We start from the raw sequence: 25835 nt of genomic DNA, 5'->3' as shown, positions 1-25835 counted from the left end.
CCGCCGCGATCTGGCACAACGACGCCCTGAACCTCAGCGTGCGACGCTCACTGATCGCCTACGACCACTGAGACCCCTTGGAATTTGTCATCTAGAGGCGCTCGATGATCGTGACGTTGGCCTGGCCGCCGCCCTCGCACATCGTCTGCAACGCATAGCGGCCACCGGTGCGCTCGAGCTCGTGGAGCATCGTGGTCATGAGCCGCGTGCCGGTGGCGCCGATCGGGTGACCGAGGGCGATGCCGCCACCGTTGACGTTGACGCGTCCGTGCGGAGCGCCGGTCTCCTTCATCCAGGCCAGCACGACGGAGGCGAACGCCTCGTTGCACTCGAAGAGGTCGATGTCGTCGATCGAGAGCCCGGTCTTCTCCAGCGCGTGCTTGGTGGCCCGGATGGGGCCGGTGAGCATCCAGACCGGATCGTCGCCCTTGACCGAGAGGTGGTGGATGCGGGCGCGTGGGGTGAGGCCGTGCTCGGCCACCGCTGCCGCGGAGGCGATGAGCATCGCGGAGGAGGCGTCGCAGATCTGGGAGGCGACGGCGGCGGTGATGCGACCACCCGGCTCGAGCGGCTGGAGGCCGGCCATCTTCTCGAGCGACGTCTCGCGCGGGCACTGGTCGACCGCGAAGGTCGAGCCGTCGGGCAGCGTGACGGGCTCGATCTCCCCGGTGAAACGGCCCTCCGCGATCGCGTGGCGCGCGCGCTCGTGCGAGGCCAGCGCGAAGGACTCCATGTCCTCACGGCTGACGTCCCACGTCTCCGCGATCATCTGAGCGGACCTGAACTGGGAGACCTCGACGTCGCCGTAGCGCGCGTGCCAGCCCGGCGACTCGGCGAAGGGCGTGGTGAAGCCGTACTGCTGCCCCACGATCATGGCCGCCGAGATCGGGATCGCGCTCATGTTCTGCACGCCACCGGCGACCACGAGGTCCTGGGTGCCGGACATGACGCCCTGGGCGGCGAAGTGCACCGCTTGCTGGGACGAGCCGCACTGGCGGTCGATCGTCACGCCGGGCACGTGGTCGGGCAGCCCGGCGACGAGCCAGGCCGTGCGCGCGACGTCGCCGGCCTGGGAGCCGATGGTGTCGCAGCAGCCCAGGATGACGTCGTCGACGGCCCCCGGGTCGACGCCCGTACGGCGCATGAGCGCGCGCAGCGTGTGGGCCGCGAGGTCGGCGGAGTGCATGGCCGCGAGCGCGCCGCCGCGCTTGCCGACCGGGGTGCGGACCGCGTCGATGATGTAGGCCTCAGCCATGGGAGATCCCGTCCAGGAGGATGTGGAGGTACTGGTCTGCGACGTGCTCGTGGGTGAGCGTGCCGCCGGGGCGGTACCACTTCACCGCGACCCACACGGTGTCGCGGATGAAGCGGTAGGTGAGCTCGATGTCGAGGTCGGCGCGCAGTGCCCCGGAGCGCACGCCGTCGTCGAGGAGGGTGATCCACACCGCGCGCGACTGCGCGTTGCGCTCGGCTAGGTAGGCGAAGCGTTCGAACGCACCGAGGTAGTCGGCCTCGTTCTGGAAGATCGCGACCTCGTGACGGTGCCGGTCGATGGCCTCGAAGGAGACCTGCACGGCTCGCTCCAGCTTGGTGCGCGCGTCGTCCACGCTGTCGAGGATCTGGTCGTAGGAGCCGAAGAGCTCCTCCTGGAAGGTCGAGAGGATCTCGTCGACCATCGACTCCTTGGAGTCGAAGTGGTGGTAGAGGCTGCCGGACTGGATGCCGGAGGCGTCGGCGATGTCACGGACCGTGGTGTTCTTGAAGCCCTTCTCGGCGAACAGCCCGGCCGCGATGCCCAACAGCTCCGCGCGCCGGTTGCGACCGGCCTCGTCCTCTCGTGTGGTCACGACGCCCCTCACGCCTGCTGGGAGCTGACGGCGACGACCTCGCCGGTCATGTAGGAGGCGTAGTCGCTGGCCAGCATCACCATCACGTTGGCGATCTCCCACGGCTCCGCCGCGCGGCCGAAGGCCTCACGCTGCTTGAGCTCGTGGAGCAGCTCGTCGGAGGTGACCTTGGCGAGGAACGGGTGCATCGCCAGGCTCGGCGAGACCGCGTTGACGCGGATGCCGTGCGGCGCCAGGTCGAGGGCAGCGCACCGGGTCAGCGCCATCACGCCGGCCTTGGCCGCCGCATAGTGTGCCTGGCCCTCCTGGGCACGCCAACCGATGACCGAGGCGTTGTTGACGATCACGCCCTTGGTGCCCGAGGCGACGAAGCGCTGCCCGGCCGCGCGCACGCAGCGGAAGGTGCCGGTCAACGTGATGTCGAGGACCTTGAGCCACTGCTCGTCGGTCATGTCGAGCACGTTGGCGGTGCCGCCGAGGCCGGCGTTGTTGATCATGATGTCGACGCCACCGAGCTCGTCGGCGACGTCGAGCAGCGCACCCACCTGGGCCTCGTCGGTCACGTCGCAGACCAGCTGGCGCACGCGATCACCGCCGAACTCCTCGGCCAGCGCCTGCTCGGCCTCCGCGAGCCGCCGGGCGTGGGTGTCGCTGAACACGACGGCCTTGGCACCCTCCTCGAGCACCCGTCGTACGACGGCGGCGCCGATGCCCGCACCGGCAGCGGCTGTCACGACGACGACCTTGCCCTCGAGCAGGTCGTGGCCTCGGACGTAGTCGGGGGCGGGCTGCTCGGGTCGCTCCGACACATTCTGGGGGCGGGTCATCCGCGGGGCTCCTTCGGAAGGCCGAGCACACGCTCGGCGAGGATATTCTTCTGGACCTCGTCGCTGCCGCCGTAGATCGTGTCGGCGCGGGAGAAGAGGAAGAGTCGTTGCCACTCGTCGAGGTCGTAGGGCGTGCCCGACTCCCGTGCGAGCAGCGAGGCAGGACCGGCCACCTGCAGAGCCACCTCACCGAGCCGTTGGTGCCAGTTGGCCCAGACCAGCTTGAAGATCGAGCCCGCTCCCCCGCCGGCTGCCGAGTCCGAGCCGCCCTCGACCGACGACAGCCCGCGCAGCGCGAACGCCCGCACGACCTCCAGCTCGGCGCTGAGGCCGGCCAGTCGGTCTCGCAGCACGGCGTCGTCGATCCCGCCGGTCTGCTTGGCCAGGTCCACGACCCCGGCGAGCTCGCGGGCGTAGTCGACCGTCTGCCCCAGCGTCGAAACGCCGCGCTCGAAGCCGAGCAACCCCATCGCGACCGGCCAGCCCTTGCCGACCTCCCCGACCACCAGGTCGGCGTCGGTGCGGGCACCGGTGAAGAAGACCTCGTTGAACTCCGAGCCGCCGGTCAGCTGCTCGATCGGGCGCACGTCGATGCCCTCCTGGTCGAGCGGCACGAGCAGGAAGGAGAGGCCGTGGTGGCGCTGCGACCCGGGCTCGGTGCGGGCGATCACGAACACCCACTGGGAGAGGTGGGCGTTGGAGGTCCACACCTTCTGCCCGTCGATCACCCAGTCCTGCCTGTCGTCGGTCAGCCGAGCCTTCGTCTGCACGTTGGCCAGGTCGGAGCCGGCGCCGGGCTCGGAGTAGCCCTGCGCCCACAGCTCCTCGACCGCCACGATCCTGGGCAGGAACCGCTGCTGCTGCTCGGGGGTGCCGAAGGCGATCAGCGTGGGCCCTAGCAGCTCCTCGCCGAGGTGGTTGACGCGGGCCGGGCCCTGGGCACGGGCGTACTCCTCGTGGAAGATCACCTGCTGCCACAGGCTGAGGCCGCGGCCACCGTGCTCGACGGGCCAGCCGACGCAGGTCCAGCCGTGGGCCGCGAGGTGGCGGTTCCACGCCCGCCGCTCCTCGAACATCTCGTGGTCGCGACCGGGGCCGCCGACACCGCGCAGCGCGGCCCACTCGCCGGTCAGGTTGTCCTCGAGCCAGGTCCGGATCTCGACCCGGAACGCCTGGTCTTCCTCGGAGTAGCTCAGGTCCACGAGTGCTACCCTACCAAGCACTTGCTTGGTGTGGATAGGAGACACGATGCCGACGACGTTGCCGCGGGTCCTGCGCGCGGCTGCCGACCGCTTCGGTGACCACCCGGCGTACGTCGAGGGCGACCGCGTCCTGTCCTTCATCAACCTGCTGCACGACGTCCGACGCGTCGCCGCGGGCTACCGGTCGCGCGGCCTGGAACGCGGTGGCCGGGTCGTCCTCTGGGCGCCCAACAGCATCGACTGGGCGGTCGCCGCGCTCGCGGTGACCTACGCCGGCGGCACGCTCGTGCCGGTCAACTCCCGCTACACGGGGTCCGAGGTCGCCGACGTGGTCGACCGCACGGGTGCCCTCCTCGTCGTTGTGGCCGACGGCTTCCTCGGTCGCACGCAGGTCGCCGACCTGCGCGCAGCGAGCGACCTGGCCACCGTCGTCGAGGTCGTCGAGGTGACGCGGCTCGACGCGGTCGCCACCGACCCCGGCGACATCGACCGGGCAGCCGACGCGGTCTCCCGCGACGACGTCGCCGACATCCTCTTCACCTCCGGCACGACCGGTCGCTCCAAGGGCGCCATGTCGGCGCACCGCCAGACGATCGGCGTCGCGCAGGTGTGGGCCGACCTCGGCGGCGTGCGGGCTGATGACCGCTACCTCGTGGTCAACCCGTTCTTCCACTCCTTCGGCTACAAGATCGGCATCGTCGTCGGGCTGCTCACCGGCGCGACGCTCTACCCGGTCGCGACCTTCGACCTCGACGCGACGATGACGTTGATCGAGACCGAGCGCATCACGCTGCTGCCTGGTGCTCCCACGATCTACCAGTCCCTGCTGGGCGCGCCGGGCCGTGAGGAGCGAGACCTCTCGTCGCTGCGGCTCGCCGTCACCGGAGCCGCCGTCGTGCCGGTCGTGCTCATCGAGCGCATGCGCGCGCCCGCACCCGAGGGGCTGGGCATCGACCAGGTCGTCACCGCCTTCGGCATGACCGAGGCCGTCGTCGCGACCATGTGCCGTGAGGACGACTCCGCGGAGACGGTCGCCACCACCTGCGGCCGCGCGATCCCCGGCATGGAGGTGCGCATCGACTCCACCACCGGGGAGGCCGGTGAGTTGCTGCTCCGTGGCGAGCACGTGATGCTGGGCTACCTCGACGACCCGGCCGCGACCGCCGAGACCGTCGACGCCGACGGCTGGCTCCACACCGGCGACGTCGGCACGGTCGACGAGGCGGGCAACCTGCGCATCACCGACCGACTCAAGGACATGTACATCTCCGGTGGCTTCAACGTCTATCCCGCGGAGGTCGAGCAGGCCCTCGCCCGCCTCGGCGGGGTCGCGGACGTTGCCGTGATCGGCGTACCGGATGAACGCCTGGGTGAGGTCGGCAAGGCGTACGTCGTCCGCTCCGGCACGTCCTCCGAGGGGGCGCTCACCGTCGAGGACGTCATCGCCTTCGCCCGCCAGCGCCTCGCCAACTTCAAGGTGCCCCGGCACGTCACCTTCGTGGACGCACTCCCCCGCAACCTGTCGGGCAAGGTCCTCAAGACCGCCCTGCGAGAGGACTGAGATGGACCTGACCCTGTCGGAGTCGGAGCTGGCCTTCCAGGCCGAGGCCCGCGCCTGGCTCGCGGCCAACGTGCCGAGCACGCCGCTGCCCTCGATGGACACCGCCGAGGGCTGGGTGGCCCACCAGGAGTGGGAGGCCCGACTGTCGGCAGCGCGCTGGTCGGTCGTGTCGTGGCCCGAGGCCTTCCACGGCCGCGAGGCCTCGCTGGTCGAGTGGGTGATCTTCGAGGAGGAGTACTACCGCGCCGGCGCGCCGGGCCGCGTCTCCCAGAACGGCATCTTCCTGCTGGCACCCATCCTCTTCGACCACGGCACCCCGGAGCAGCAGGCCCGCTTCCTGCCGACGATGGCGACCGGCGAGCAGATCTGGGCGCAATGCTGGTCCGAACCCGAGGCCGGCTCGGACCTCGCGTCCCTGACGTCGACGGCTCGACGCGACGAGGCCCGCGGCGGCTGGCTGCTCGGCGGGCAGAAGACCTGGTCCTCGCGGGCGTCCTTCGCCCACTGGGGCTTCGGGCTGTTCCGCTCCGACCCCGGGGCCCAGCGTCACGCCGGGCTGACCTACTTCCTCTTCCCCCTCGACGCCGAGGGCGTCACGGTCCGCCCCATCGCGCAGCTCGACGGCGAGGCCGGCTTCGCGGAGATCTTCTTCGAGGACGTCTTCGTGCCCGACTCCGACGTGCTCGGCGGGGTGGGCGAGGGCTGGAGCGTCGCGATGAGCACCGCCGGCAACGAGCGGGGGCTGTCCCTGCGTTCACCCGGCCGTTTCTGTGCAGCCGCCGACCGGCTGGTCGACCTCTACAGGGCGGGTCTCGACGGTCACGACGCGGGCTCGACCGGCAAGATCGCGGGCTCGACCGGCGAGCAGGTGGTCGACGCGTGGGTGAAGGCGCAGGCCTACCGGCTCTACACGTGGGGCACGGTCACGCGCCTCGCCGGAGGCGGCGACATGGGAGCCGCCGGTTCGGTCAACAAGGTCTTCTGGTCCGAGCTCGACATCGCCCTGCACGAGACCGCCCTCGACCTCCTCGGGCCCGAGGCCGAGGTGGACTCCACCTGGCTCGACGGCTACGTCTTCTCGCTGTCGGGCCCCATCTATGCCGGCACCAACGAGGTGCAGCGCAACATCGTGGCGGAGCGGATCCTCGGACTGCCCCGCGAGCCGAAGGGGGCGAGGACGTGAAGTTCGAGCTCACCGATGACCAAGGCGACTTCCGGTCGTCGCTGGAGTCCCTCCTGTCGTCGGCCGACACCGTGGGCGCGGCCCGAGCCTGGGCGAGCGGTGACCACGCCCCGGGTCTCGCGCTGTGGAAGCGACTGGCTGACCAGGGCCTGACCATGCTGGCCACCGACGCCACCCCCGTCGAGGTCTGCATCGCCTTCGAGTCCCTCGGCCGGCACGCGGTCCCCGGGCCCTGGGTCGAGTCCGCGGCCTACCTCCCGCTCGCGCTCGGCCGGGAGGTCGAGGGCGTGGCCACGGTCGCCGTCCCTCCTCTCGTGCCCTATGCCCTGGACGCCGACGTCGCCGACCACGTCTTCGTCGTCACCGGCGGTTCCCTGGCCAGGGCGACCCCAGGGGAGCACAAGACCTCGGTCGACCGCACCCGTCACCTGTTCACCGTCTCGGCAGAGGACGCCGTGACTGCCGGCGACCTGGACGCGGCGTTCGACCTCGCCGTCCTGGCCACCTCGGCCCAGCTGCTCGGCGCGGGCGAGCGGATCCTGGCCGACGCCGTCGCCTACGTGAAGCAGCGCAAGCAGTTCGGGCGCGAGATCGGGTCCTACCAGGCGATCAAGCACGCGCTGGCCGACGTACGCATCGCTCTCGACTTCGCCCGGCCGCTCGTCCTCGGGGCGGCGCTCGGTGAGGTCGGCGTCTCGGCGGCCAAGGTGGCCGCCGGCGACGCGGCCTACCTCTCCTCGCGCACGGGCCTCCAGGTTCACGGGGCGATCGGCTACACCGCGGAGCTCGACCTCAGCATCTGGATCACCAAGGTGCGGGCGCTCGTGACCGCCTGGGGCACCCCGGCACACCACCGTGCCAGGATCCTGCAGGAGCTGGTGGGCTGATGGACTTCTCGTTCTCCCCCGAGCAGCAGGAGCTGGCCACGATGGTCCGCTCGTTGCTGGAGAGGCGCGCCGACTCACGCGCCGTACGTGCCGCGATGAGCTCCGACCTCGGCCACGACGAGATCCTGTGGCAGACCCTGTGCGAGCAGATCGGCGTCAGCGCGCTCGCGATCCCGGAGGAGTACGGCGGCGCGGGCTTCACGCTCCTCGAGCCGCTGATCGTCCTGGAGGAGCTCGGCCGCTCGCTGGCGCCCAGCCCCCTGCTGTCCACGCTCGTGGTGACGGAGGCGCTGCTGGCCGGCGCCGACGAGGACGCCCAGGCCCGGCTGCTCCCCCGTATCGCGGCGGGCGAGGTCGCCGCGATCGCCCTCGGCGACGGGCCGGTCCTCGACGGCGACACCGCCACCGTCCTGGTCGCGATCACCGAGGCGGGCCTGGTCGAGGTCGACCCGGCCAGCGCCACCCGCACCTGGGCTGCGTCGATGGACCAGACGATCCGCCTGGCGCACGTCGACCTCACTGGTGCCACGACGACCGTGATCGGTTCAGCGGCTCCCGCGCTCGATCGTGCCCGCCTCGTGGGTGCCGTCGGCACGGCCGCGCTCCAGGCGGGGCTGGCCGCCCGGGCCCTGGTCATGACGGTCGCCTACTCGAAGGATCGCGCGCAGTTCGGTCGCCCGATCGGCTCGTTCCAGGCGCTCAAGCACCGCATGGCGGACATGCTGGTGCTGCTCGAGATGTCGCGCTCGGCGTCCTGGGCGGCGTCGTACGCCGTGTCGAGCGGTGCCGACAACGCCGAGCGGCTGACCCACGTGGCCAAGTCTTACTGCTCGGAGGCGATGGCTCGCATCGCCGGCGAGACCGTGCAGCTGCACGGCGGCATCGCGATCACGTGGGAGCACGACGCGCACCTCGTCCTCAAGCGCGCCCACGCACTCGGCCAGCTCTTCGGCCAGGCGCACGAGCACCGCGCGCTGCTCGAGCTCTGAGGTTCGCTGGAGCCGCACCCGCATCCCGCGCCCGACGGACCTGCGCCCGAACCGCCGTCAGGGCGCCAGCACCTTCTCCAGGAAGGTGACCTGGGCACGGACGTTGGCCTCGAAGACCTCGTCGACGTAGATGTCGAAGTGGCCGCACGCGAACGACAGCGTTTCGACCCGGTCGCCCAGCCTGCGGGCAACCTCGTGCACTGAGGCGACGGGAGCGATGTTGTCCGCCTCCGCGATCACCAGCAGCACCGGGCAGCGAACGTCCGCCGCATGCCGCACCGGGCGGTTGGTGGCGATCCGCAGGATCCCGCGGGCGCACATCTCGTTGCGGAACGTCGGCCCCATGATGTTCTCGTAGCCCTTCACCGCACCCGGTGCCGAGATGACCGCCGCGGTGCCGGGCTCCCCGACGACGGGCACGAGATAGGGCGCTCGCCGGGTCGCCCACCGGCCCAGGTCGCGGAGCCCCGCGGTCGTGAGCGCGAGCGCCTTGCCGCTCCCACTCGTCTGCTGCACCCCACGGAACGCCGCGAGCCCGTCCATCGCCGCACCCTGGCTGACCACCGCCGCGATCCGCGGGTCCCCCGCGGCCACGACGACCACGTGCCCACCGGAGTAGGAGCTCCCCCACAGCACGATCCGCTCCGGGTCGATCCCCTCGAGCGCCCTCGCGGCGTCGACCGCCGCGCGGTAGTCCTCGCGGTGCCGTCGGTGGTCCACGTCTTGTCGCGGCCGGCCCTCGGAGGTCCCGAAGCCGCGATAGTCGAAGACCAGCACGTCGGCTCCAGCGTCGGCGAACCGCTCCGCGAACGGCAGCAGGCCCGCATCTCGGGTCGCCCCGAACCCGTGTCCCATCACCACGCACGGTCTCCCGGCACCGGTCGTCAGCGCGTCCGAACGAGCGGTCAGCCGCCAGGCCTCGCACCGCACACCATGGCTGTCGAACGTGATCGTCTGCACACCAGGCGTTCGTCGCCGGTCTCGCGCCGGCTTGGTCCGTCGCGCAAGCGTCGGGATCAGTGCGTCGTGCGGTATTGCCCCTGGAAGAAGAGAAGCGGCGACTCGGCACCCTGCAGGCCCAGCTCGAGCACACGACCGATGACGACGTAGTGGTCCCCGGCCTCGTGGACAGCGTGGATCTGGCAGTCGACGTAGCCGACGGTGTCGGCGAAGAGCGGCGAGCCGGTGGCTGCCGAGGGGGCCCAGGTGATGTCGGCGAACTTGTCGGTGCCACGGCTGGCCATGGTGTTGGAGAGGTCGGCCTGGTCGGCGGCGAGGAAATTGACACAGAACTTGCCGGAGCGCTGCATGAGCGGCCAGGCCCGCGAGGTCTTGGCGGGGATGAAGAGCACGAGCGGCGGGTCGAGCGAGACGCTGGAGAACGACTGGCAGGTCATGCCGACCGGCTCGCCGTTGCTCGTGGAGGTGACGACGGTGACACCGGAGGCGAAGCTGCCGAGCACGTCACGGAAGCGGCGAGCGGCCGCGACGGCCTCGGGGTCGTCGGCGTGGACGCCCGAGCCCTCCCCGGGACGCCACTCGACGTCGAAGTCCACGTCGCCGAGCCAGGAGCTGATGAGCTCCGGGCTGGGCCAGGTCTCGCGGGCGTCGTGGCTCATCCCGTCGGGGATCTCGGGAGTGCCGGAGTGGTGTGGCATGGCCCCAACGCTAGTCATGCTCAGTGGCCTCCACCGAAGTCGTGCCCCCAGTAAGACACGGCGGTCGACTCACGGGCGACCCAACGGTCGTCCTCCACGGTCAGGCCGTCGGTGCCGAACTCGATGTCGAAGCCACCCGGGGACTTCACGTAGAACGACACCATCTCGTCGTTCATGTGACGCCCGAGCGTGGCCGAGAGCGGGGCCTTGTGCTTGCGCACCCGGGTCAGGGCACGGCCCACGTCGTCGAGGTCCTCGACCTCGAGCATGATGTGCACGCACTTGGAGTCGTTGGGCATCGGCAGGAACGCGAGCGAGTGGTGGCGCGGGTTGACCCCCAGGAAGCGCAGCCACACCTTGGAGCCGGGCTCCTTGCCGACGAACTCCCCCGGCATGCTCATCGAGTCGCGCAGGCGGAAGCCGAGCACGTCGGTGTAGAAGCGCAACGCCTCGACGTCATCGAGGACGGGCACCACGATGTGGCCCATCCCCTGGTCCCCGGTGACGAAGCGGGCGGCGTACGGCGTCACGAGCGGGTGCGACTCATAGGTGATGCCGTGGAACAGCTCGAAGACGTTGTCCCACGGGTCGCTGAAGCGCACCAGCTCCTGGACGCGGCGCTCGGCGAGCTCCTCCGCGGTGCCCTCCTCGAACGCGACACCGGCCTTCTGCAGGTGCTCCCGGGCCTCCTGGAGGGCACGCGGGTCGGCGACCTCCCAGCCGACCGCGGAGAGCTGGTCGACGTCGGAGGGGACGACCACGAGGCGCGCGGAGACCTGGTCGATGCGCCAGTACTGGTGGTCCGGGTTTGGCCCGCGACCCTCGGCCAGACCGAGCACCTTGCCGGCGAACGTGCGCCACTGCTCGAGGTCGGTGGAGGCGACGCGCACGTAGCCCATGGACTTGATGTCGATGCTCATCAGGGCTCCTGAGTCGGTGCGGCACGTCGTTCGACGTGTCGGGCGTAGAACGACGCGGCGACCTCGCGGAACTCGTCGGCGGCCTCGATCTGTGCCCAGTGCCCGCAGTTCGGGAAGACATGCAGCGACGCCTTCGGGATGAGCTTGAGCGCGACCATGGCGCCGTCGAGCGGGTTGACCCGGTCCTCGCGTCCCCAGGTGAGCAGCGTGTGCTTGCGCAGGCGGTGCGCCTCGCGCCAGAGCATCCCGTCCTCGGCGGTCTCGGTGTTCCAGAAGCTCATGCCCATCGATCGCATGGCCTCCTGGGCGCCGGGCGCGGTCGCGTCGGCGAAGCGCTCCTCGACGAGCTCGTCGGTCACGAGCGACTGGTCGACGACCATGGTGGAGATGAACGCGCGGAGCTTCTCGCGCGTGGGGTCGGCGCCGAAGTCCATCAGCCGCTGCACGCCCTCGGTGGGGTCGGCGTGAAAGAGGTTGAGCGAGAGGCCGCCCGGGCCCATCAGCACCAGCCTCCCGACCCGGTCGGGGTAGGTGAGCGCCAGGCGCATCGCCGTGCCGCCCCCGAGGCTGTTGCCCAGCAGGTGCACCTTCTCGATGCCGAGCTCGTCGAGCAGCCTGACCACGTGGTCGGCGGAGTGCCGGTAGAAGTTGCCGACCACCGGCGGCTTGTCGGAGGCGCCGAAGCCGGGCTGGTCGACGAGCAGCGTGCGGAACGACGCGGCGAAGCCGGGCAGTGCGCGGCCGAAGTTGGACCAGGCGCTGGCGCCCGGGCCGCCGCCGTGGAGCATGACGAGAGGCAGACCCCCACCGACCTCGGTCGAGACCCCCGCCTCGTAGTAGTTGAGCGTGATCTCGCCGGCCTTCGCCGAGCGCCGAGTCGCTTCCTGGGAGAAGTCGGTCATCGCAGGTCAGTACATCCCCGGGTCGACCTTGTGGCCGAACTCGTGGGCGCCGAACATCTGGAGCGCGCGCTCGGGGTCGTTGGCCGCGTGGACCCGACCCGCGTGGGCGTCGCGCCAGGCGCGCTGGAGGTAGGTGCCCTCGGCCAGGGCCCGACCACCGGAGGCCTCAAACAGCGAGTCGATGGCCTCGATGGCGCGCTGGCTGCCGATGACCTGGTCGCGGCGGACCTTCAGCCGCGTGCCGAGCGGGATCTTCTCCCCTTTGGCGACGTAGTCCTGCTCCTCGCGGATGTTGTTGACCAGCAGCGCCCAGGCAGCGTCGATCTCCGAGGAGGCGCGGGCGATGCGGACCATGGCGAAGGGGTCCTTGGAGGCCTTCTCGCCGAGGTACGCCGCACGGCTGCGCTTCTGCTGCATCTCGATGTGGTCGACGTAGGCGCCCATCGCCATGCCGATGATCGGGGTGGTGATGGTGCCGGTGAAGATCGAGTGGAAGGGCAGCTTGTAGAGGTCGGAGGTGTTCTGCTCCTGGCCCGGGCCCTTGCACTGACCGGTCTCGCCCATGCTCAGCGTGAAGGCCTCGGGGATGAACACGTCCTCGACGAGGATGTCGTTGGAGCCCGTGCCGCTCAGACCCACCATGTGCCAGACGTCGATGATCGTGTAGTTGTCGCGCGGCACCATGAAGGTCTTGAAGTCGATGACGTTGCCGTCCTCGTTGAAGACCAGCCCGCCGAGCAGCACCCACGAGCAGTGGTCGCAGCCTGAGGAGAAGCTCCACTTGCCCGACAGTCGGTAGCCACCGTCGGTGACGGTCGCCTTCCCCGTCGGGGCGTACGACGAGCTCAGCCGGGTGTTGGTGTCCTCGCCCCACACGGCCTGTTGCGCCTCGTCGGCGAACAGCGCGACCTGCCAGGGGTGGACGCCGACGACGCTGGAGACCCAGCCCGTCGACCCACAGGCGCCCGCGATGTCGCGGACGGCCGTGTAGAAGGTGATCGGGTCGGCCTCGTGGCCGTCGAACCGCTTCGGCTGGAGCAGCTTGAAGAAGCCGGTCTCCTCGAGCTCCTTGATGTTGGACTCGGGGACGACGCGGAGACGCTCGGTCTCATCAGCACGATCCCGGAACGTGGGAAGCAGATCACGCACTCCGTCGAGCACAGCCTGGGACATCTCGATCTCCTGTCATGGTGGGACAGGAGTAATACTAGAACACGTTCTTGTTTTGGTCGACCTCGGCAGGTGGCGCCAACTTATGCACTTCCGTCGTGGACTGCGTCCCGGTCCACGTCTGCAGGTGGAAGCGGACCCGCCCGTCGGCGAGCCGGTCGCTGCGATAGCGGTGGTCGTGGGCTCGATGGTGGTGGTAGGAGCACAGCAGCACCCCGTCTGCGAGGTCGGTGCGCCCACCTCGGGACCAGGGGGTGCCGCCATGGTGGGCCTCGCACCAGGCGGCCGGGATGTCGCAGCCCTCGCCCCGGCAGGTCGGCTGACGCACCGCGAGCGCTTTGCGTTGCGCGGGCGAGAACAGCCAGCGCGCCCGGCCCAGGTCGAGCACCTGGCCCTGACCGCCGAGGACCACAGGGATGATCCCCGCCGTGCATGCGAGCCGCCTGGCCTCGCCGGCCGAGATCGGCTCGTCACCGACGAGCGCGACGCCGAGCTGGCCGCGCAGGGTCGTGAGATCGATGTTGACCAGGACCGTCGTCGCGTCCCCGCCGTGCAACGGCATCCGCGCCGGGTCGGCCGCCTCGAGGAACGTTCCGAAGGCCTCCCCGAGCCGCTGCTGGGGAGCGCGTCGATCGTCGGGGGACCTCTCGCCCTCCGCGCGCGGAGCGGTGAGCGCCTGGAGATAGGTCAGCAGCCGTTGAGCATGGCGGTCGGCGACACGGATGTGGATGTCGGTGGTGCCGTCGCCGTTGCGTCGGGTCGTCAGCGAGCTGCGACGCGCCGCCCGCTTCTCCTCCTGCTCGAGCAAGCGGCGCTCCAGCTCCTCGGCGACCTCGGGCGCGACGACGCTCAGGACCCGGCGACCCATGACCCTCAGCGCCTGCGGCCCGAACGTGGCCGCCTCCGTCACCAGCAGCTCCTCGGCCTGAGCCCGGACCTCCTGGTCGACCGCGCCCGGCAGCGCCTCGACGGCGCGCGCCACGACCTCGGCCTGCGCCAGGTTGATCAAGCCGTCGCGCAGCGCCCCCTGCGTCCTGGGTCGCGTGGCCAGGGCGCGCGCCAGGTGAAGCAGACGGCGACACTCCCCGCGGTCACGGCGCCCGTGGTGCGCCAGCCAGGCGGCGGGGTCCCGAGCGCCGTCCCGAGCGGCGACGTCGCCGGCCGCGGCCAGCACGCGCATCTGCAGCTCCTCGAGCCGGTCGACCAGCGAGCTGAGCGCGAGCAGGGCTTCCGCCTTGTCGTCCGTCGCCATGTAGAGCGGCTCGACCTCGGCCGTCTCCTCCAGCGCTCGCTCAACAGCCTGCATCGCGGCAAGCACCGGGTGCTGCTGGAGCGTAGCGTTCGACATGAGGACACCTGTGGTCGACGGTCGCCCGGGGACTCACCCACCGGGACTCTCAAGAACGTCGATGCCAGCGCGTCACGTAACGAGCTCCGAAAGACGGAGTACTACTGCATCTGCTTCATTAGAACATACGTTCGAGACGTCTGTCAAGCGCGATCTTGTGTCACGCCGTGGATTGGCTCAGTCGACGCCTGCACGTGCGGCGCGCGACAAGGTTCAGCACGGGCGTGGGCGCAGGGCGCCCATCGACCGCGCTCGGACCTGGGCGAGCCGGCCGTGTTCGTGGTTGAGACCCGATAGCGTCCGGGGGTGGCCAGTCCTCGTCGATCCAGCGCTCGTCGACGCAGCACGTCCCCGCGCCGGAGCGGGACGCGACAGCAACAGCGGCCGTTACCGACCCCTGGGCCGGGTGAACGGCTGTGGGTGCTCGACGTGCCCTACGCGACACAGGTCGACGGCGCCACCTGGCACCCGGAGCTCAAGACCCACCTGCACGTCGGGCGCGCTCTGCCCGCGCACCTCGCGCCCTACGCTCCAGGTCCGCACACGCTCGGGCGGTTCATCGAGAACACCCTCAACCCCGACCACCCGACGCCCAGCCCCGAGCCGACAGCGGTGCTCGAGCCCCGCAGGATCCAGTTCGAAGCTGCTGATGCGATCGCGGCGCGCGCCGCGTCGGGCGGACGGCAGTTCCTGCTGGCCGACGAGCCCGGCGTGGGCAAGACCATCTCCGCGGTCCTCGGAGCCACGGCGGTGGGCGACCTCCGCGGCGCCCGGCGGGTGCTCGTCATCGCCGACCGGCCCGCCGCGATCACGATCGGCCACTGGTGCCGCACCATCTCAGGCCTGGGCGACGGCGGTCTCGAATGGGTCGTGATCACCTGGGACCGGCTGGAGAAGGTCAAGGACCACACGTGGGACGTGATCATCGCCGACGAGGCCCACGCACTGCGACGTACGACGACGAGACGATGGAAGCTCTGGGCACGGATCTCAGGACACGGGCGACCACACGACAAGGCGCCGTTCGTCATCGCGACGACCGCGACGCCCGGACACACGCCGCTCGAGCTGCCCTACCTCGCGCCGGCCTATGCGCAGGTGCTCGGCGAGCCGATGCAGGAGTGGACCTCGGCAACGAAGCCCGCGGCCGCGTTCGCCAGCGCGCTCGAGCGCCACGGCGTGGGAGTGGAGCGGGGACGCTACGGCGCGACGTGGACCGACGATCCGGCCCGGCGCGCCGCGGACCTCAAGCTGGTCCGCGGCTGGCTCGACGAGGAGCGGCCCCCGGCCATGCTGCACCGCGCTGCGGCGTGGGGGCCGGTGCCGATCTCCGGCATGCCGGTCGCGCTCACGCCGGCAGAGCGCACGGCATACGTTGCCGACTGGGGAGAGTTCTGCCGAGAGATGGACCTTGCCCGACGCGGCCGCAGCATCGCGAAGGGCCGTGCCGCGCTGCTGCGTTTCCGGCAGAAGGCCGGCCTGATCCGCGTCGACTCGACGGTCGCCTGGATCGCCCAGCAGGTCGAGGCGGAGCGACAGGTGGCGTGCTCGGTCGAGTTCGTCGCGACCGCCGCCGACCCCATCGCCGATCGGCTGCGTGACTCAGGCATCGACGTGGCCACCATCTACGGCCGCGGCCGGTTCGACCCCGAGGCCGAGAGGCTCCGGTTCCAGACCGGGCAGGCGAAGGTCTGCGTCTTCACCACGGTCGCCTCGATCAGCCTACACGCCGGCGAGACCCTCACCGAGGGCCGCCGGGCGAGCTCCGCACCGCGGGTCGGCGTCTTCCATCAGGCCCGCTTCTCGGGCATCGCCGCGCGGCAGGTGACCGGCCGCACCCACCGCGACCACCAGGTCTCACCGTGGCACATCGCCTACGCCGAGGGCACCGTCGAGGAACAGGTCGGCAGGGTCATGGTGGAGCGCATCGCCGCCGCCTCCGACACGGTGGGAAGCGACACCACCGGCCTCACCGACCTCGCCCTGCTCCTCGGGGCCGACTGGCTGCCACCCGCGACCCTGAGCGAGGATGGCGCCTGATTCCCCAGGACCACCTCGACCTGCCCACGTCGTGAGCAGGAGGTCAGGACTCGGCAACTAGGCTGGTCCCATGTTCAAGCGGCGCGCCCGACCCGATCCGCAGGTGGTGCGCACGGACGCCGAATGGCGGGCACGCCTGGGCCCCGAGACCTACCGCGTGCTCCGCCGGTCGGGCACAGAAGCTCCTGGGAGCAGCCCATACGTGCATCCGTCCGATTCAGACGGCATCTACCGGTGCGCGGGCTGCGCTGCCGAGTTGTTCCTTTCAACCGATCAGTTCGACTCCGGGACGGGTTGGCCCAGCTTCTCGGACGCCGTTACTCGCGATGCTGCGCTCATCCGCACCGACTTCAAGCTGCTGTTTCCGCGCCGCGAGGCAACCTGCACCAACTGCGGGGGCCACCTGGGTCACGTCTTCGGCGACGGCCCTTCGTCCACCGGCCAGCGCTGGTGCATCAACGGCGCCGCGCTCACGTTCGACAAGGCTCTGACTGACCCAGCCGAAGCGCCCCCCGCCTAGGGGTTGCGCTCCCCCTCCCCCGGTCGGGCCGAGAGATGTCCACGACCCAAAGCCGAGACTAGACGTGTCCAGGGTGAAGCATCCCGGCTCGCGAGCGCAGGTCTGTTCACCCTTCAGGCGTGAGCGCCACCGCCCGGATCACGCAGGCCTCCTCGGGCGCCATCACGGGCAGCCGCACGCCGACCGTTCCGAGCACCGAACCACCGACCTCGACAGGGTCCCCGTCGACCCAGGACTCACCGAGATCTGCGGTGTGGCGCTGTCCGCCCGGTGTCTCGCAGCTGATGCGATACCGGCGCGTCGGGTCCAGGCCGGGAAGCACGACCGGCGCCAGGCTCTGGGTCACGACGGTCGCCACGGTGGCCACGACGTACCAGCCCTCGCCGCCGTCAGGAGCCACGACTCCCGAGACGACCACAGCAGGATCAGGTGCCTCGCCCCGTACGACCCGACCGGACGCCACCAGCGGCCGGATCCGCTTGTGCAGTGCCACCCAGGCCGCCATCTCCGCCCGCTCCGCGTCGCTCGCCATCGTCAGGTCCCACTCGATGCCGAAGTGCCCCAGCAGAGCCGTGGCAGCCCGGAAGCCGAGACCAAGGGTGCGACCCGTCGTGTGGGCGACCAGGCCCCCGACGTGGGTCCCGAGCATCTCCGGCGGCACGAGCAACCCGGTCCAGCGCTGGATGCGCTGGCGCTCCACGGCGTCGATCGTGTCACTGGGCCAGACCCGGTCGGTCCGGGCAAGGACCCCCAGGTCGATGCGTCCTCCGCCGCTCGCACAGGACTCGATCTCGAGGCCGGGGTGTGCGGCGCGCAGCCCGTCCAGAAGCCGGTAGAAGGCGAGCGTCTGACCGTGCACGGCGGGCCGAGCGGCGTGGCCCGCGTCGATGAGATCGCGGTTGTGGTCCCACTTGAGGAACGCGATGTCGTACTCATCGAGGAGTGCGAGCAGGGCGTCGCGCACGTGGGCGTAGGCCTCCGGCACCTGGAGGTCGAGCACCTGCTGGTGGCGCCAGCCAACCGGCAGCCCGGCGCGTCCACGCAACACCCAGTCGGGGTGCTCGCGGGCCAGGTCGGAGTCCTCGTTGACCATCTCGGGCTCGACCCAGAGCCCGAAGTCCATGCCGGCGGAGCGGACGTGGTCGATGAGCGGGTGCAGCCCCTGGGGCCACACCTCCGGGTCGACGGTCCAGTCGCCCAGACCGGCGCGGTCGTGCCTGCGGCCACGGAACCAACCGTCATCGAGGACGAACCGTTCCGCCCCCACTGCCGCCGCGGCATCGGCAAGACTCGTCAGCCGGACCAGGTCGTGGTCGAAGTAGACCGCCTCCCAGGTGTTGACCAGCACCGGTCGGGGCGGACGGTCGCCGTGCTGGCGCCGCACCCAAGCGACGTAACGCTCGCCGACGGTGTCGAGCCCCACGCTGGAGAAGGAGCCGACCAGGAGGGGGCTCTCGTAGCACTCCCCCTCTCCCAGGCGGATCTCCCCCGGCCCCAGCAGCTCGCCGCCACCCAGGCGACATTCCCCCTCGGGGGTCCGTTCGGCGTACGCCGCATGGTCGCCGCTCCACGCCACGTGCGTTGCCCAGACGTCGCCGTGGCGGAAACCGAAACCGGGCTGACCCGCCGCGAGCAGGAGGGTCGCGTCGTGGCCGGTGCGACCGTGTCTCCCCTCGCGCAGATGGGTGCCGATCAGCCACGGTCGACGCTGGGGGCTGCGCTCGCGGCACCAACGGCCGGTGAGGTCGAGGAGCTCGGTTGCCCGCGTCCCGACAGGCAGCGCGCACCGCACGGCTGTCAGCACGAGCTCGCCCACCCCGACGTTGGTGACCCGGGTGCCGATGGTGACCAGGCCTTCGCGCGTGAGCCCCAACCGCACCACCACGGCCCAACCCGCCTCGTCGTCGGCGGCCATCAGCCGGATCATCGCGTCAGCCGGTGGCCCCTCCTCCAGCTCCCATGCCCAGTCGGTGAAGTGCGGCGCTACCGCGCCTGCGGTGGCGTCGGGGCGGAAGCCCTCGAGCGCCGGCAGACCGGTGAAGCCGGACGCCGACTGCGCCAGCAACCCCGCCTGTCGCGGGAGGTCGACCGCGGAGTGCGGCACCCCCGGCCGGTGCAGCCTCGCGAGAGCCTCGAGATCTGCGTCCGAGAGGGCGTCGAGAGCAGCTCCCCAGTGGAGCAGCGACGGCTCTCCCGACGGGGTGGGCGAGAGCACCAGGCTGACGCCCGCCCGGGTCAGGTGGACAGATGTGTTGTTCACGGGTCCTCGTTGCTAGCCCTTGGTGGAGCCGAGGGTCAGACCGGCCACGAACTGTTTCTGGAGGACGAAGAACACGACGAGCACCGGGAGCGCCACCAGGACCGACCCTGCCGAGAGCAGGTTGTAGTCGACGAAGAACTGCCCGCGCAGGTTGTTGAGCGCGCTGGTGATCGGGAACTTGTCGCCCTGACCGCCGAGCAGGACGGTGGCCCAGAAGAACTCGTTGTAGATCCAGGTGACCTCGAGGGTCCCCAGCGCCGCGAGGGCGGGACGAACCAGGGGCATGGTCAGCTGCCAGTACTGCCGCCACACGCTGGCTCCGTCGAGCTGGGCCTGCTCGTAGATCTCGTGCGGCAACGTCTTCATGTAGTTGCTGAGCACGAACGTGCAGAACCCCATCTGGAAGGCGACATTGATCGCGATCAGTCCCCAGTAGCTGCCCAGCACGGTTCCGGACTCGCTCATGAACAAGGGCAGCGGGATCGAGCGGAACATCCGGTAGACCGGGATCAGCAGGGCCTGGGGCGGCATCAGGTTGGCTGCCAGGAAGACCGCCAACAAGGTCAGATTGAACCGGTAGCTGAACCGGGCGAGCACGAAGGCGACCAACGACGACAAGAACAGCGTCAGGATGACGGCCGGAACCGTGATGATCAAGGAGTTGAGGAAGTACTTGCCGAGGCCGGAGTCCTGCCAGACCGTGCGGTAGTTGTCGAGGGTCCAGCCACCGAACGAGAGGTAGCCGTTCTGCTGCGTGTAGGCGTAGCTGCGGAACGAGTTGAGCACGGCCCAGATCAGCGGGAAGAGCCACACCAGCGCCAGCACCGCCATGATCACGGTCGCGATCGTGCCGCGCGGCCGGCTCAGCGCCCCACCCTCGGCCCTTCGTGGTGGCTTGCCGCCCGCACGAAGGCGGTCGGGTGCCGTGGCAGTCGCGCTCATCGCCGCTCCTCCTTGAAGACGATGCGAAGGTAGATCGCGATGAAGACCGTCGAGATCAGCATCATGATCACCGCCAAGGCAGAGCCGAAGCCGTAGCGGCTGGCCTCACCCACGACGTTCTGGGCGACGAGTGCCCCGATCAGCTCGAGGCCGTTGGTGCCGCGGTTGACGACCCAGACCAGGTCGAAGGCGCGCAGGGACTCGATGACGACGATCACCAGGACGATCATGTTGATCGGCCTCATCACCGGGAAGACGACCCGGAAGAACGTCTGGCGCTCGCTCGCCCCGTCCATCGCGGCGGCCTCCCGCAGCGAAGAATCCACACCCTTCAGGCCGGCCAGATAGATGAGCATGACGTAGCCGGTGTGTCGCCACGCGGTGGCCACCAGGACAGCCCAGAGGTTGACGCTCGAGTCGCCGTACCAGTCGACCTCGGAGTTGAAGACCTGGTTGATGAGGCCCTGGTCACGGGAGTAGAAGAGCTGCCAGATGAAGCCGACCAGGGCCAGCGAGAGCACCACCGGCATGTAGAACGCCGTCTGGTAGAAGCGGCCACCGCGCATGTTGCGGTCCAGGATCACGGCCAGCAGCATCCCCAGGAGCGTCGGCCCGAGGAACAGGAACAGCAACCAGATCAGGTTGTGCTGGATCGCCGGCCAGAAGGGCGGGTAGATCTGAACGATGTCCTCGTAGTTCTTGGTGCCGATCCACGTGATCTGGTCGAGGTCGCCGATGCCGTTCCAAGCGCCGAACGAGAGCACCATCGACAAGATCGCGGGCACCCACACGAGGACCACCACGAAGAGTGTGGGGACCGCGACCATCGCGATGACCACGGCGCGGTCGCGCGGCGGGAGCCGACGATTGCGTGACTTGGCTGCCGTCCCTAGGGGTGGCTTGGTCTTGGCTGAGGGCGCTGCCACTGGTCCTCACACTCCTCGAGGTGTTCGTGCCGGAGACTGGTCAGCATCAGACGAAGATCGACTCCTTCTGCTCCTGGATGCTCTTGGTCACCCCGTCGATGTCGGAGGGATCGTCGAGGAACTTCTGGATCGACGGGATGATGACCGTCGTGGCGAAGTCCGCGCGGGTGTCACGGTCGAGGAACTGGGCGATGTTCTCCGCGGCTCCGACGACCTCGGCCGACTTCGTCTGCAACGCCGAGTAGCCACTGGTGGTGGCGTTGGAGTTGGCAGCGATGAACGGCGTGGTGCCCTTGTTGCCAGCGTCGGCCGCTTCCGCCGTGCCGAGGTACTTGAGCATCTCCTTGCCGCCCGCCTGGTTCTTGCCGGCGACAGAGAGGCAGAAACCGTCGATCGGCGCGTCCAGCGCGGTCGCGCCGATCGAGCTGTCGAGCTCGGGGAACGTGAAGAAGTCGAGGTCGTCCTCGTCGTCGGGGATCGCGTCCACGACGAAGGTGCCGAGGAGGTACATGCCGCACTCGCCCTTGCTCATCGACGTGGCAGCCTCTTGCCACGTGCGACCCAGCGGGTCTGCCTGGTGCACCGGAAGCAGGCTGGCCCAGGTCTCGAACACCTGCTTGACCTCCGCGGAGTCCCACTCCTCGTCGCCTGCCATCAGGCTCATGTGGAAGTCGAAGCCGTTGATGCGCATGTTGAGGATGTCGAAGGTGCCCATCGCGGGCCAGCCGTCCTTGTCGGCGAAGGCGAACGGAGTGATGTCGTCGCCCTGCATCTTCTTGGTCAACGTCATCAGCTCGGCAAGGTCCGTCGGCGGGACGTAGCCGAACTTCTCGAAGACCGACTTCTTGTAGAAGACCGCCCACGGGTAGTAGTCCTTCGGAACGAAGTACTGCTTCCCGTCGCTCGCGGTCGCGGCCGTCTTGAAGCTGTCGGCCATGCCGTCGATCGGCCAGACGTCGCTGACGTCGCTGATCAGGCCCTTCTCGGCGAACTCGTTCATCCGGAAGCCGGCGAACCAGGTGAAGACGTCGTCGGGGTTGCCCTGGAGGTAGGTGTTGATGTTCTCCTGGAACGTGTTGTGGTCGACCTCGTTGCGGTCGACCTTGACGCCGGACTTCTTGGCGTAGGCCTCGGCCATCTGGGCCAGGCGGTCGAAGGCTGGACCTGCGCCGCTGGCCTCGTTCATGCCGAACTTGACGGCTCCGGACGCGTCACCGCCGCCGCTGTCACCTCCACAGGCAGCCAGGAAGGTCGACGAGCCCAGGAGCGCACCCGTCAGCAGGCCGCCCCGGAGCACGTTCCTGCGGGAGGCGGCCATCCCGAGCACGGACGCCGGGATCTGCTGGTAGCCGGGGCGTGGTTGATTCATGAAGAGCCTCCAAGGTAAACAAGAACGAACACTGGTTTGGCCGAGATTGACGTGATGGCGGTCACATTGCAACAATCGACAGCGTAGAAGTTCGGGCTGCATCACACAAGAGCAAACATTCAGGAAGGTGAGCTGTTGTTTTCAACACGTGTCCGAGGGCGCCTTCCGAGCGCCGGGCAAGCACCTGCGCGGCTCGCCTTCGGTGGCGACTACAACCCGGAGCAATGGCCCGCTGAGGTCTGGGACGAGGACGTGCGGCTGATGCTCGAGGCCGGTGTCGACCTCGTCACCGTCGGCGTCTTCTCGTGGGCACACCTGGAGGTCGGACCGGGCGACTACCGCTTCGCGTGGCTCGACGACGTGCTGGGACGTCTCACGTCTGCTGGCATCGGGATCGACCTCGCGACCGCGACGGCTTCTCCACCACCGTGGCTGAGCACCCTCCATCCCGAGATGCTGCCGATGACACGCGAGGGCACGCGGTTGTGGCCCGGAGGCAGACAGGCCTTCTGTCCGAGCTCGCCCATCTATCGGACCTACGCAGCACACCTGTGCCGCCAGCTCGCCGAACGCTACGGCGATCTCGACGGCTTGCAGCTCTGGCACGTCGGCAACGAGCTCGGCTGTCACAACGCCCTGTGCTTCTGCGACGTGAGCGCGACTGCATTCCGGGAATGGCTCCGCGCCAGGTACGGCGCCGTCGACGCGCTCAACGACGCCTGGGGTACCGCCTTCTGGTCCCAGCGCTACACCGACTTCGAGCAGGTCCTGCCACCTCGATCCGCCGCGGCTTCCGGCAATCCCACGCAGGAGCTGGACTTCCGACGCTTCTCCTCCGACGAGCTGCTGGCCAACTACGTGGCCGAGCGCGACATCCTGCACGAGGTATCGCCCGGAGTTCCGGTGACCACGAACTTCATGGTCACCGAGCACATTCGTGAGATGGACTACTGGGCATGGGCCCGCGAGGTCGACGTGGTCTCGAACGACCACTACCTGGTGGCGGCCGACCCGGACAGCTATCGCGAGCTCGCGTTCTGCGCCGACCTGACTCGTGGCCTCGCCGGCGGTGGCCCCTGGCTGCTGATGGAGACCTCGCCCAGCGCGGTCAACTGGCAGCCACGCAACATCGCCCGACGGCCCGGTGAGCTGTTGCGCTCCGCGATCCAGCACGTGAGCAGGGGCGCCGACGGCGTGCTGTTCTTCCAGTGGCGTGCAGCACGGGCCGGCGCCGAGAAGTTCCACGCAGGGATCGTGCCGCACGCCGGCACCGACACGAGGGTGTGGCGGGAGGCGGTCGAGCTGCGGCAGGTGCTGGATGCCGTCGCCGAGGTCGCGGGGTCCGTCGTGCACAACCATGTGGCGATCGTCTTCGACTGGCATGCCTGGTGGGCGTGCGAGCTCGACTCGCACCCCAGCGTCGACGTCACCTACCTCGACCGCGCCCACGCCCTGCATCGGTCGCTCACCGACGCCGGGGTGGGCGTCGACCTGGCTCATCCCGAGGACGACCTCAGCCGCTACGACCTGGTGCTCGTGCCCACGCTCTACTCGGTCACGGACACCGCCGTCGATCGCCTGCTCGCGGCGGCGGAGGGCGGCGCGACCGTGCTGGTCACCTACTTCAGCGGGATCGTCGACGAGCACGACCACATCCGCCTCGGTGGCTATCCGGGGGCCTTCCGCGACCTGCTCGGCCTCCGGGTCGAGGAGTTCTTGCCGCTGCGCCTCGGTGAGACGGTCGAGCTGTCCAACGGGTGGACCGCGGACGTCTGGGCCGAGGACCTGCGTCTGGCCGGGGCCGAGGCCCTCGCGACGTACGTCGACGGTCCGGCCCCCGGGGTCCCGGCGATCACCCGGCACACGGTGGGCGACGGCTCGGCCTGGTACGCCGCGTGCCGACTCGACCGTGCGGGGTGTGACGGGCTGGTCGCGATGCTCCTCGCCGAGGCAGACGTCGCTCCCATCGCGGTCGTGCCACCGGGGGTCGAGGTCACCCGGCGTACTGCTGATGATGGCCAGTCCTGGTTGTTCGTGGTGAACCACACCGACGAGGACGTCGTCGTGGAGGCCCACGGGCTCGACCTCGTGGAGGACCGGCAGGCAGAGGGACACGTGTCGGTCGACGCCGGACGCATCGCGGTCATCAGGGAGATGTGATGTTGGCAGCTCAGCGGCGCTCAGAGATCATGGCTCAGCTCGAACGGGATGGCATCGTGCGGGTCAGCCACCTGGTCACCACGCTCGGGGTGTCCGACATGACCATCCGGCGGGACCTCCTGACCCTTCACGAGCAGGGTGCTCTGGAGAAGGTGCACGGCGGTGCGGTCGTGCGTGCGGAGCCGAGCTCGAGCGAGCCCGGCTTCGAGGCCAAGTCCGTGCGCCAGCTGGCCCAGAAGGAGGCGATCGCCGCCCGTGCCGTGCAGATGGTCCGTCCGGGTTCGGCCATCGCCGTCTCCGCCGGGACGACGACCTTCGCCCTGGCGCGGCACCTGGTCGCGATCCCCGGCCTCACGGTCGTCACGAACTCGGTGTGGGTCGCCGACCTCCTCCACGACGCACGGGTGCCCAGCCACACCGTCCTCCTCACGGGCGGACTTCGCACACCGTCCGACGCCCTGGTCGGGCCGATCGCGATCGCCGCCCTGCGGTCGCTCCACGTCGACGTGGTGTTCATGGGGGTTCACGGCATGGACCTCAACGGCGGCTACAGCACCCCCAACCTCCATGAGGCAGAGACCAACCGGACCATGATCGCCAGCGGCCGTCGCCTCGTGGTCCTCGCAGACTCGACCAAGTGGGGAGTGGTGGGGCTGAGCTCGATGGCCACGCTCTCCAGCGCCTCCGCACTGATCACCGACACGGGCCTGTCGCACATCGCCCGCCAACGGCTGTCCGAACACGTGGCGGACACCGTGTTGGTCGACCCGGGCAATGTTCACCTCTCCGATCGTGACACGGAGGAACCGGGGCTCTGAGGTCCGGGCATCGCACCCTGGCGCCCGGGCAGCCTCGAGGTGGTTCATGCTGACGAACGTGTCAGCCTCGACAGAGGCTGGCTCCGCGGACGTGTCGTTGCAACGCGGCCAGCTGATCGCCGCCTCGCAGAAGCTGTGCGACGTGACGCTCAGCGTCGGGGCGGCGCAGGTGCGGGCGGACGGCCCGTCACAGCACGGATCGGCTCATCCAGTCCCGAGTTGGTCTTTCACGGCTCCCCCTCCCCTGGTCGCGCGGGAGACGTCCACCGGTGGCGCTCATGGCTCCGGTGGCTCCGGGTTCGGCGT

22 protein-coding genes are annotated in these 25835 nt (G+C 69.7%); 8 read left to right on the top strand and 14 right to left on the bottom strand.

Annotation, left to right across the window (positions count from 1 at the left end; genetic code table 11):
* Positions 1-91: 91 nt before the first annotated feature.
* Genes BM204_RS08685 through BM204_RS08670 form a run of 4 tightly spaced genes read right to left on the bottom strand, consistent with a single transcriptional unit; the run spans position 92 to position 3876 of the window.
* The gene (locus BM204_RS08685) at positions 92-1255 is read right to left on the bottom strand and encodes an acetyl-CoA C-acetyltransferase (protein ID WP_091112055.1); all 1164 of its coding nucleotides are present in this window, start codon (positions 1253-1255) and stop codon (positions 92-94) included.
* A complete protein-coding gene (locus BM204_RS08680; protein WP_177223716.1) occupies positions 1248-1847 on the bottom strand; it encodes a TetR/AcrR family transcriptional regulator in 600 nt (199 codons plus the stop codon). The genes BM204_RS08685 and BM204_RS08680 overlap by 8 nt, the downstream gene beginning before the upstream one ends.
* An 8-nt stretch (positions 1848-1855) precedes the next feature.
* Complete coding sequence (locus tag BM204_RS08675; RefSeq protein WP_174812989.1) at positions 1856-2674, bottom strand: SDR family oxidoreductase; 819 nt, start codon at positions 2672-2674, stop codon at positions 1856-1858.
* Positions 2671-3876: an acyl-CoA dehydrogenase family protein gene (locus BM204_RS08670; protein ID WP_091112051.1), complete on the bottom strand. Its 1206-nt coding sequence runs from the start codon at positions 3874-3876 to the stop codon at positions 2671-2673. The genes BM204_RS08675 and BM204_RS08670 overlap by 4 nt, the downstream gene beginning before the upstream one ends.
* Positions 3877-3922: 46 nt before the next feature.
* Between BM204_RS08670 and BM204_RS08665 the strand changes: the two genes are divergently transcribed.
* From BM204_RS08665 to BM204_RS08650, 4 genes are read left to right on the top strand one after another with little or no spacing between them, the layout of a single operon-like run.
* On the top strand, positions 3923-5437 hold the full coding sequence (locus tag BM204_RS08665) for a FadD3 family acyl-CoA ligase (protein WP_091112049.1): 1515 nt from the start codon (positions 3923-3925) through the stop codon (positions 5435-5437).
* A 1-nt stretch (position 5438) separates the two neighbouring features.
* Positions 5439-6620, top strand: coding sequence for an acyl-CoA dehydrogenase family protein (locus BM204_RS08660; RefSeq protein ID WP_091112047.1), 1182 nt, complete (start codon positions 5439-5441; stop codon positions 6618-6620).
* Complete coding sequence (locus BM204_RS08655) at positions 6617-7507, top strand: acyl-CoA dehydrogenase family protein (protein ID WP_091112045.1); 891 nt, start codon at positions 6617-6619, stop codon at positions 7505-7507. Before BM204_RS08660 ends, BM204_RS08655 begins: the two co-directional genes overlap by 4 nt.
* Positions 7507-8496 carry an acyl-CoA dehydrogenase family protein gene (locus BM204_RS08650; RefSeq protein WP_091112044.1) on the top strand — a complete coding sequence of 330 codons (990 nt, stop codon included), beginning with the start codon at positions 7507-7509 and terminating at the stop codon, positions 8494-8496. Before BM204_RS08655 ends, BM204_RS08650 begins: the two co-directional genes overlap by 1 nt.
* Positions 8497-8553: 57 nt before the next feature.
* On the opposite strand, the gene BM204_RS08645 is transcribed toward BM204_RS08650, so the two are convergent.
* The 6 genes from BM204_RS08645 to BM204_RS08620 form a co-directional block, all read right to left on the bottom strand.
* Positions 8554-9426, bottom strand: a complete 873-nt coding sequence (locus BM204_RS08645) for an alpha/beta hydrolase (RefSeq protein WP_371863247.1) — start codon at positions 9424-9426, stop codon at positions 8554-8556.
* Positions 9427-9512: 86 nt separating this feature from the next.
* Entirely contained in the window at positions 9513-10154 is a 642-nt protein-coding gene (locus tag BM204_RS08640) for a flavin reductase family protein (protein ID WP_246166021.1), read from the bottom strand.
* Between the two features lie 20 nt (positions 10155-10174).
* On the bottom strand, positions 10175-11074 hold the full coding sequence (gene hsaC, locus BM204_RS08635; protein WP_091112040.1) for an iron-dependent extradiol dioxygenase HsaC: 900 nt from the start codon (positions 11072-11074) through the stop codon (positions 10175-10177).
* Positions 11074-11976: a 4,5:9,10-diseco-3-hydroxy-5,9,17-trioxoandrosta-1(10),2-diene-4-oate hydrolase gene (hsaD, locus tag BM204_RS08630; RefSeq protein WP_091112038.1), complete on the bottom strand. Its 903-nt coding sequence runs from the start codon at positions 11974-11976 to the stop codon at positions 11074-11076. Before hsaD ends, hsaC begins: the two co-directional genes overlap by 1 nt.
* Positions 11977-11982: 6 nt before the next feature.
* Complete coding sequence (gene hsaA, locus BM204_RS08625; RefSeq protein ID WP_091112037.1) at positions 11983-13149, bottom strand: 3-hydroxy-9,10-secoandrosta-1,3,5(10)-triene-9,17-dione monooxygenase oxygenase subunit; 1167 nt, start codon at positions 13147-13149, stop codon at positions 11983-11985.
* Between the two features lie 34 nt (positions 13150-13183).
* Positions 13184-14494 (bottom strand): HNH endonuclease signature motif containing protein, encoded by a 1311-nt coding sequence (locus BM204_RS08620; protein WP_091112035.1) that lies wholly within the window; start codon positions 14492-14494, stop codon positions 13184-13186.
* 429 nt (positions 14495-14923) lie between these two features.
* On the opposite strand from BM204_RS08620, the gene BM204_RS08615 reads away from it, so the two are divergent.
* The gene (locus BM204_RS08615) at positions 14924-16534 is read left to right on the top strand and encodes a DEAD/DEAH box helicase (RefSeq protein WP_246166018.1); all 1611 of its coding nucleotides are present in this window, start codon (positions 14924-14926) and stop codon (positions 16532-16534) included.
* Positions 16535-16604: 70 nt separating this feature from the next.
* Positions 16605-17054 (top strand): peptide-methionine (R)-S-oxide reductase MsrB, encoded by a 450-nt coding sequence (msrB, locus tag BM204_RS08610; RefSeq protein ID WP_091112032.1) that lies wholly within the window; start codon positions 16605-16607, stop codon positions 17052-17054.
* Between the two features lie 106 nt (positions 17055-17160).
* On the opposite strand, the gene BM204_RS08605 is transcribed toward msrB, so the two are convergent.
* Genes BM204_RS08605 through BM204_RS08590 form a run of 4 tightly spaced genes read right to left on the bottom strand, consistent with a single transcriptional unit; the run spans position 17161 to position 22551 of the window.
* Complete coding sequence (locus BM204_RS08605) at positions 17161-19314, bottom strand: alpha-galactosidase (protein WP_091112031.1); 2154 nt, start codon at positions 19312-19314, stop codon at positions 17161-17163.
* Between the two features lie 12 nt (positions 19315-19326).
* Positions 19327-20256: a carbohydrate ABC transporter permease gene (locus BM204_RS08600; protein ID WP_174812987.1), complete on the bottom strand. Its 930-nt coding sequence runs from the start codon at positions 20254-20256 to the stop codon at positions 19327-19329.
* Positions 20253-21182 carry a carbohydrate ABC transporter permease gene (locus tag BM204_RS08595; protein WP_218031149.1) on the bottom strand — a complete coding sequence of 310 codons (930 nt, stop codon included), beginning with the start codon at positions 21180-21182 and terminating at the stop codon, positions 20253-20255. Before BM204_RS08595 ends, BM204_RS08600 begins: the two co-directional genes overlap by 4 nt.
* Positions 21183-21228: 46 nt before the next feature.
* On the bottom strand, positions 21229-22551 hold the full coding sequence (locus BM204_RS08590; RefSeq protein ID WP_091112029.1) for an ABC transporter substrate-binding protein: 1323 nt from the start codon (positions 22549-22551) through the stop codon (positions 21229-21231).
* 135 nt (positions 22552-22686) lie between these two features.
* Between BM204_RS08590 and BM204_RS08585 the strand changes: the two genes are divergently transcribed.
* Both BM204_RS08585 and BM204_RS08580 read left to right on the top strand, forming a co-directional pair.
* The gene (locus BM204_RS08585; RefSeq protein WP_246166015.1) at positions 22687-24711 is read left to right on the top strand and encodes a beta-galactosidase; all 2025 of its coding nucleotides are present in this window, start codon (positions 22687-22689) and stop codon (positions 24709-24711) included.
* A complete protein-coding gene (locus tag BM204_RS08580; protein ID WP_091112027.1) occupies positions 24711-25529 on the top strand; it encodes a DeoR/GlpR family DNA-binding transcription regulator in 819 nt (272 codons plus the stop codon). Before BM204_RS08585 ends, BM204_RS08580 begins: the two co-directional genes overlap by 1 nt.
* Positions 25530-25835: the final 306 nt, after the last annotated feature.

Origin of the sequence: Nocardioides psychrotolerans (assembly GCF_900113685.1) — a bacterium.
GTDB lineage: Bacteria > Actinomycetota > Actinomycetes > Propionibacteriales > Nocardioidaceae > Nocardioides > Nocardioides psychrotolerans.
The sequence above is the reverse complement of the archived record's forward strand: the minus strand, read 5'-3'. Positions and strand labels throughout refer to the sequence as shown.

What these genes read in the sequence shown, in the direction of transcription:
- BM204_RS08685 (WP_091112055.1), bottom strand. Translation starts at nt 1,255, where the DNA reads ATGGCTGAGGCCTACATCATCGACGCGGTCCGCACCCCGGTCGGCAAG.
- BM204_RS08660 (WP_091112047.1), top strand. Translation starts at nt 5,439, where the DNA reads ATGGACCTGACCCTGTCGGAGTCGGAGCTGGCCTTCCAGGCCGAGGCC.
- BM204_RS08665 (WP_091112049.1), top strand. Translation starts at nt 3,923, where the DNA reads ATGCCGACGACGTTGCCGCGGGTCCTGCGCGCGGCTGCCGACCGCTTC.
- BM204_RS08675 (WP_174812989.1), bottom strand. Translation starts at nt 2,674, where the DNA reads ATGACCCGCCCCCAGAATGTGTCGGAGCGACCCGAGCAGCCCGCCCCC.
- hsaD (WP_091112038.1), bottom strand. Translation starts at nt 11,976, where the DNA reads ATGACCGACTTCTCCCAGGAAGCGACTCGGCGCTCGGCGAAGGCCGGC.
- BM204_RS08650 (WP_091112044.1), top strand. Translation starts at nt 7,507, where the DNA reads ATGGACTTCTCGTTCTCCCCCGAGCAGCAGGAGCTGGCCACGATGGTC.
- BM204_RS08590 (WP_091112029.1), bottom strand. Translation starts at nt 22,551, where the DNA reads ATGAATCAACCACGCCCCGGCTACCAGCAGATCCCGGCGTCCGTGCTC.
- hsaA (WP_091112037.1), bottom strand. Translation starts at nt 13,149, where the DNA reads ATGTCCCAGGCTGTGCTCGACGGAGTGCGTGATCTGCTTCCCACGTTC.
- BM204_RS08580 (WP_091112027.1), top strand. Translation starts at nt 24,711, where the DNA reads ATGTTGGCAGCTCAGCGGCGCTCAGAGATCATGGCTCAGCTCGAACGG.
- msrB (WP_091112032.1), top strand. Translation starts at nt 16,605, where the DNA reads ATGTTCAAGCGGCGCGCCCGACCCGATCCGCAGGTGGTGCGCACGGAC.
- BM204_RS08600 (WP_174812987.1), bottom strand. Translation starts at nt 20,256, where the DNA reads ATGAGCGCGACTGCCACGGCACCCGACCGCCTTCGTGCGGGCGGCAAG.
- hsaC (WP_091112040.1), bottom strand. Translation starts at nt 11,074, where the DNA reads ATGAGCATCGACATCAAGTCCATGGGCTACGTGCGCGTCGCCTCCACC.
- BM204_RS08640 (WP_246166021.1), bottom strand. Translation starts at nt 10,154, where the DNA reads ATGCCACACCACTCCGGCACTCCCGAGATCCCCGACGGGATGAGCCAC.
- BM204_RS08620 (WP_091112035.1), bottom strand. Translation starts at nt 14,494, where the DNA reads ATGTCGAACGCTACGCTCCAGCAGCACCCGGTGCTTGCCGCGATGCAG.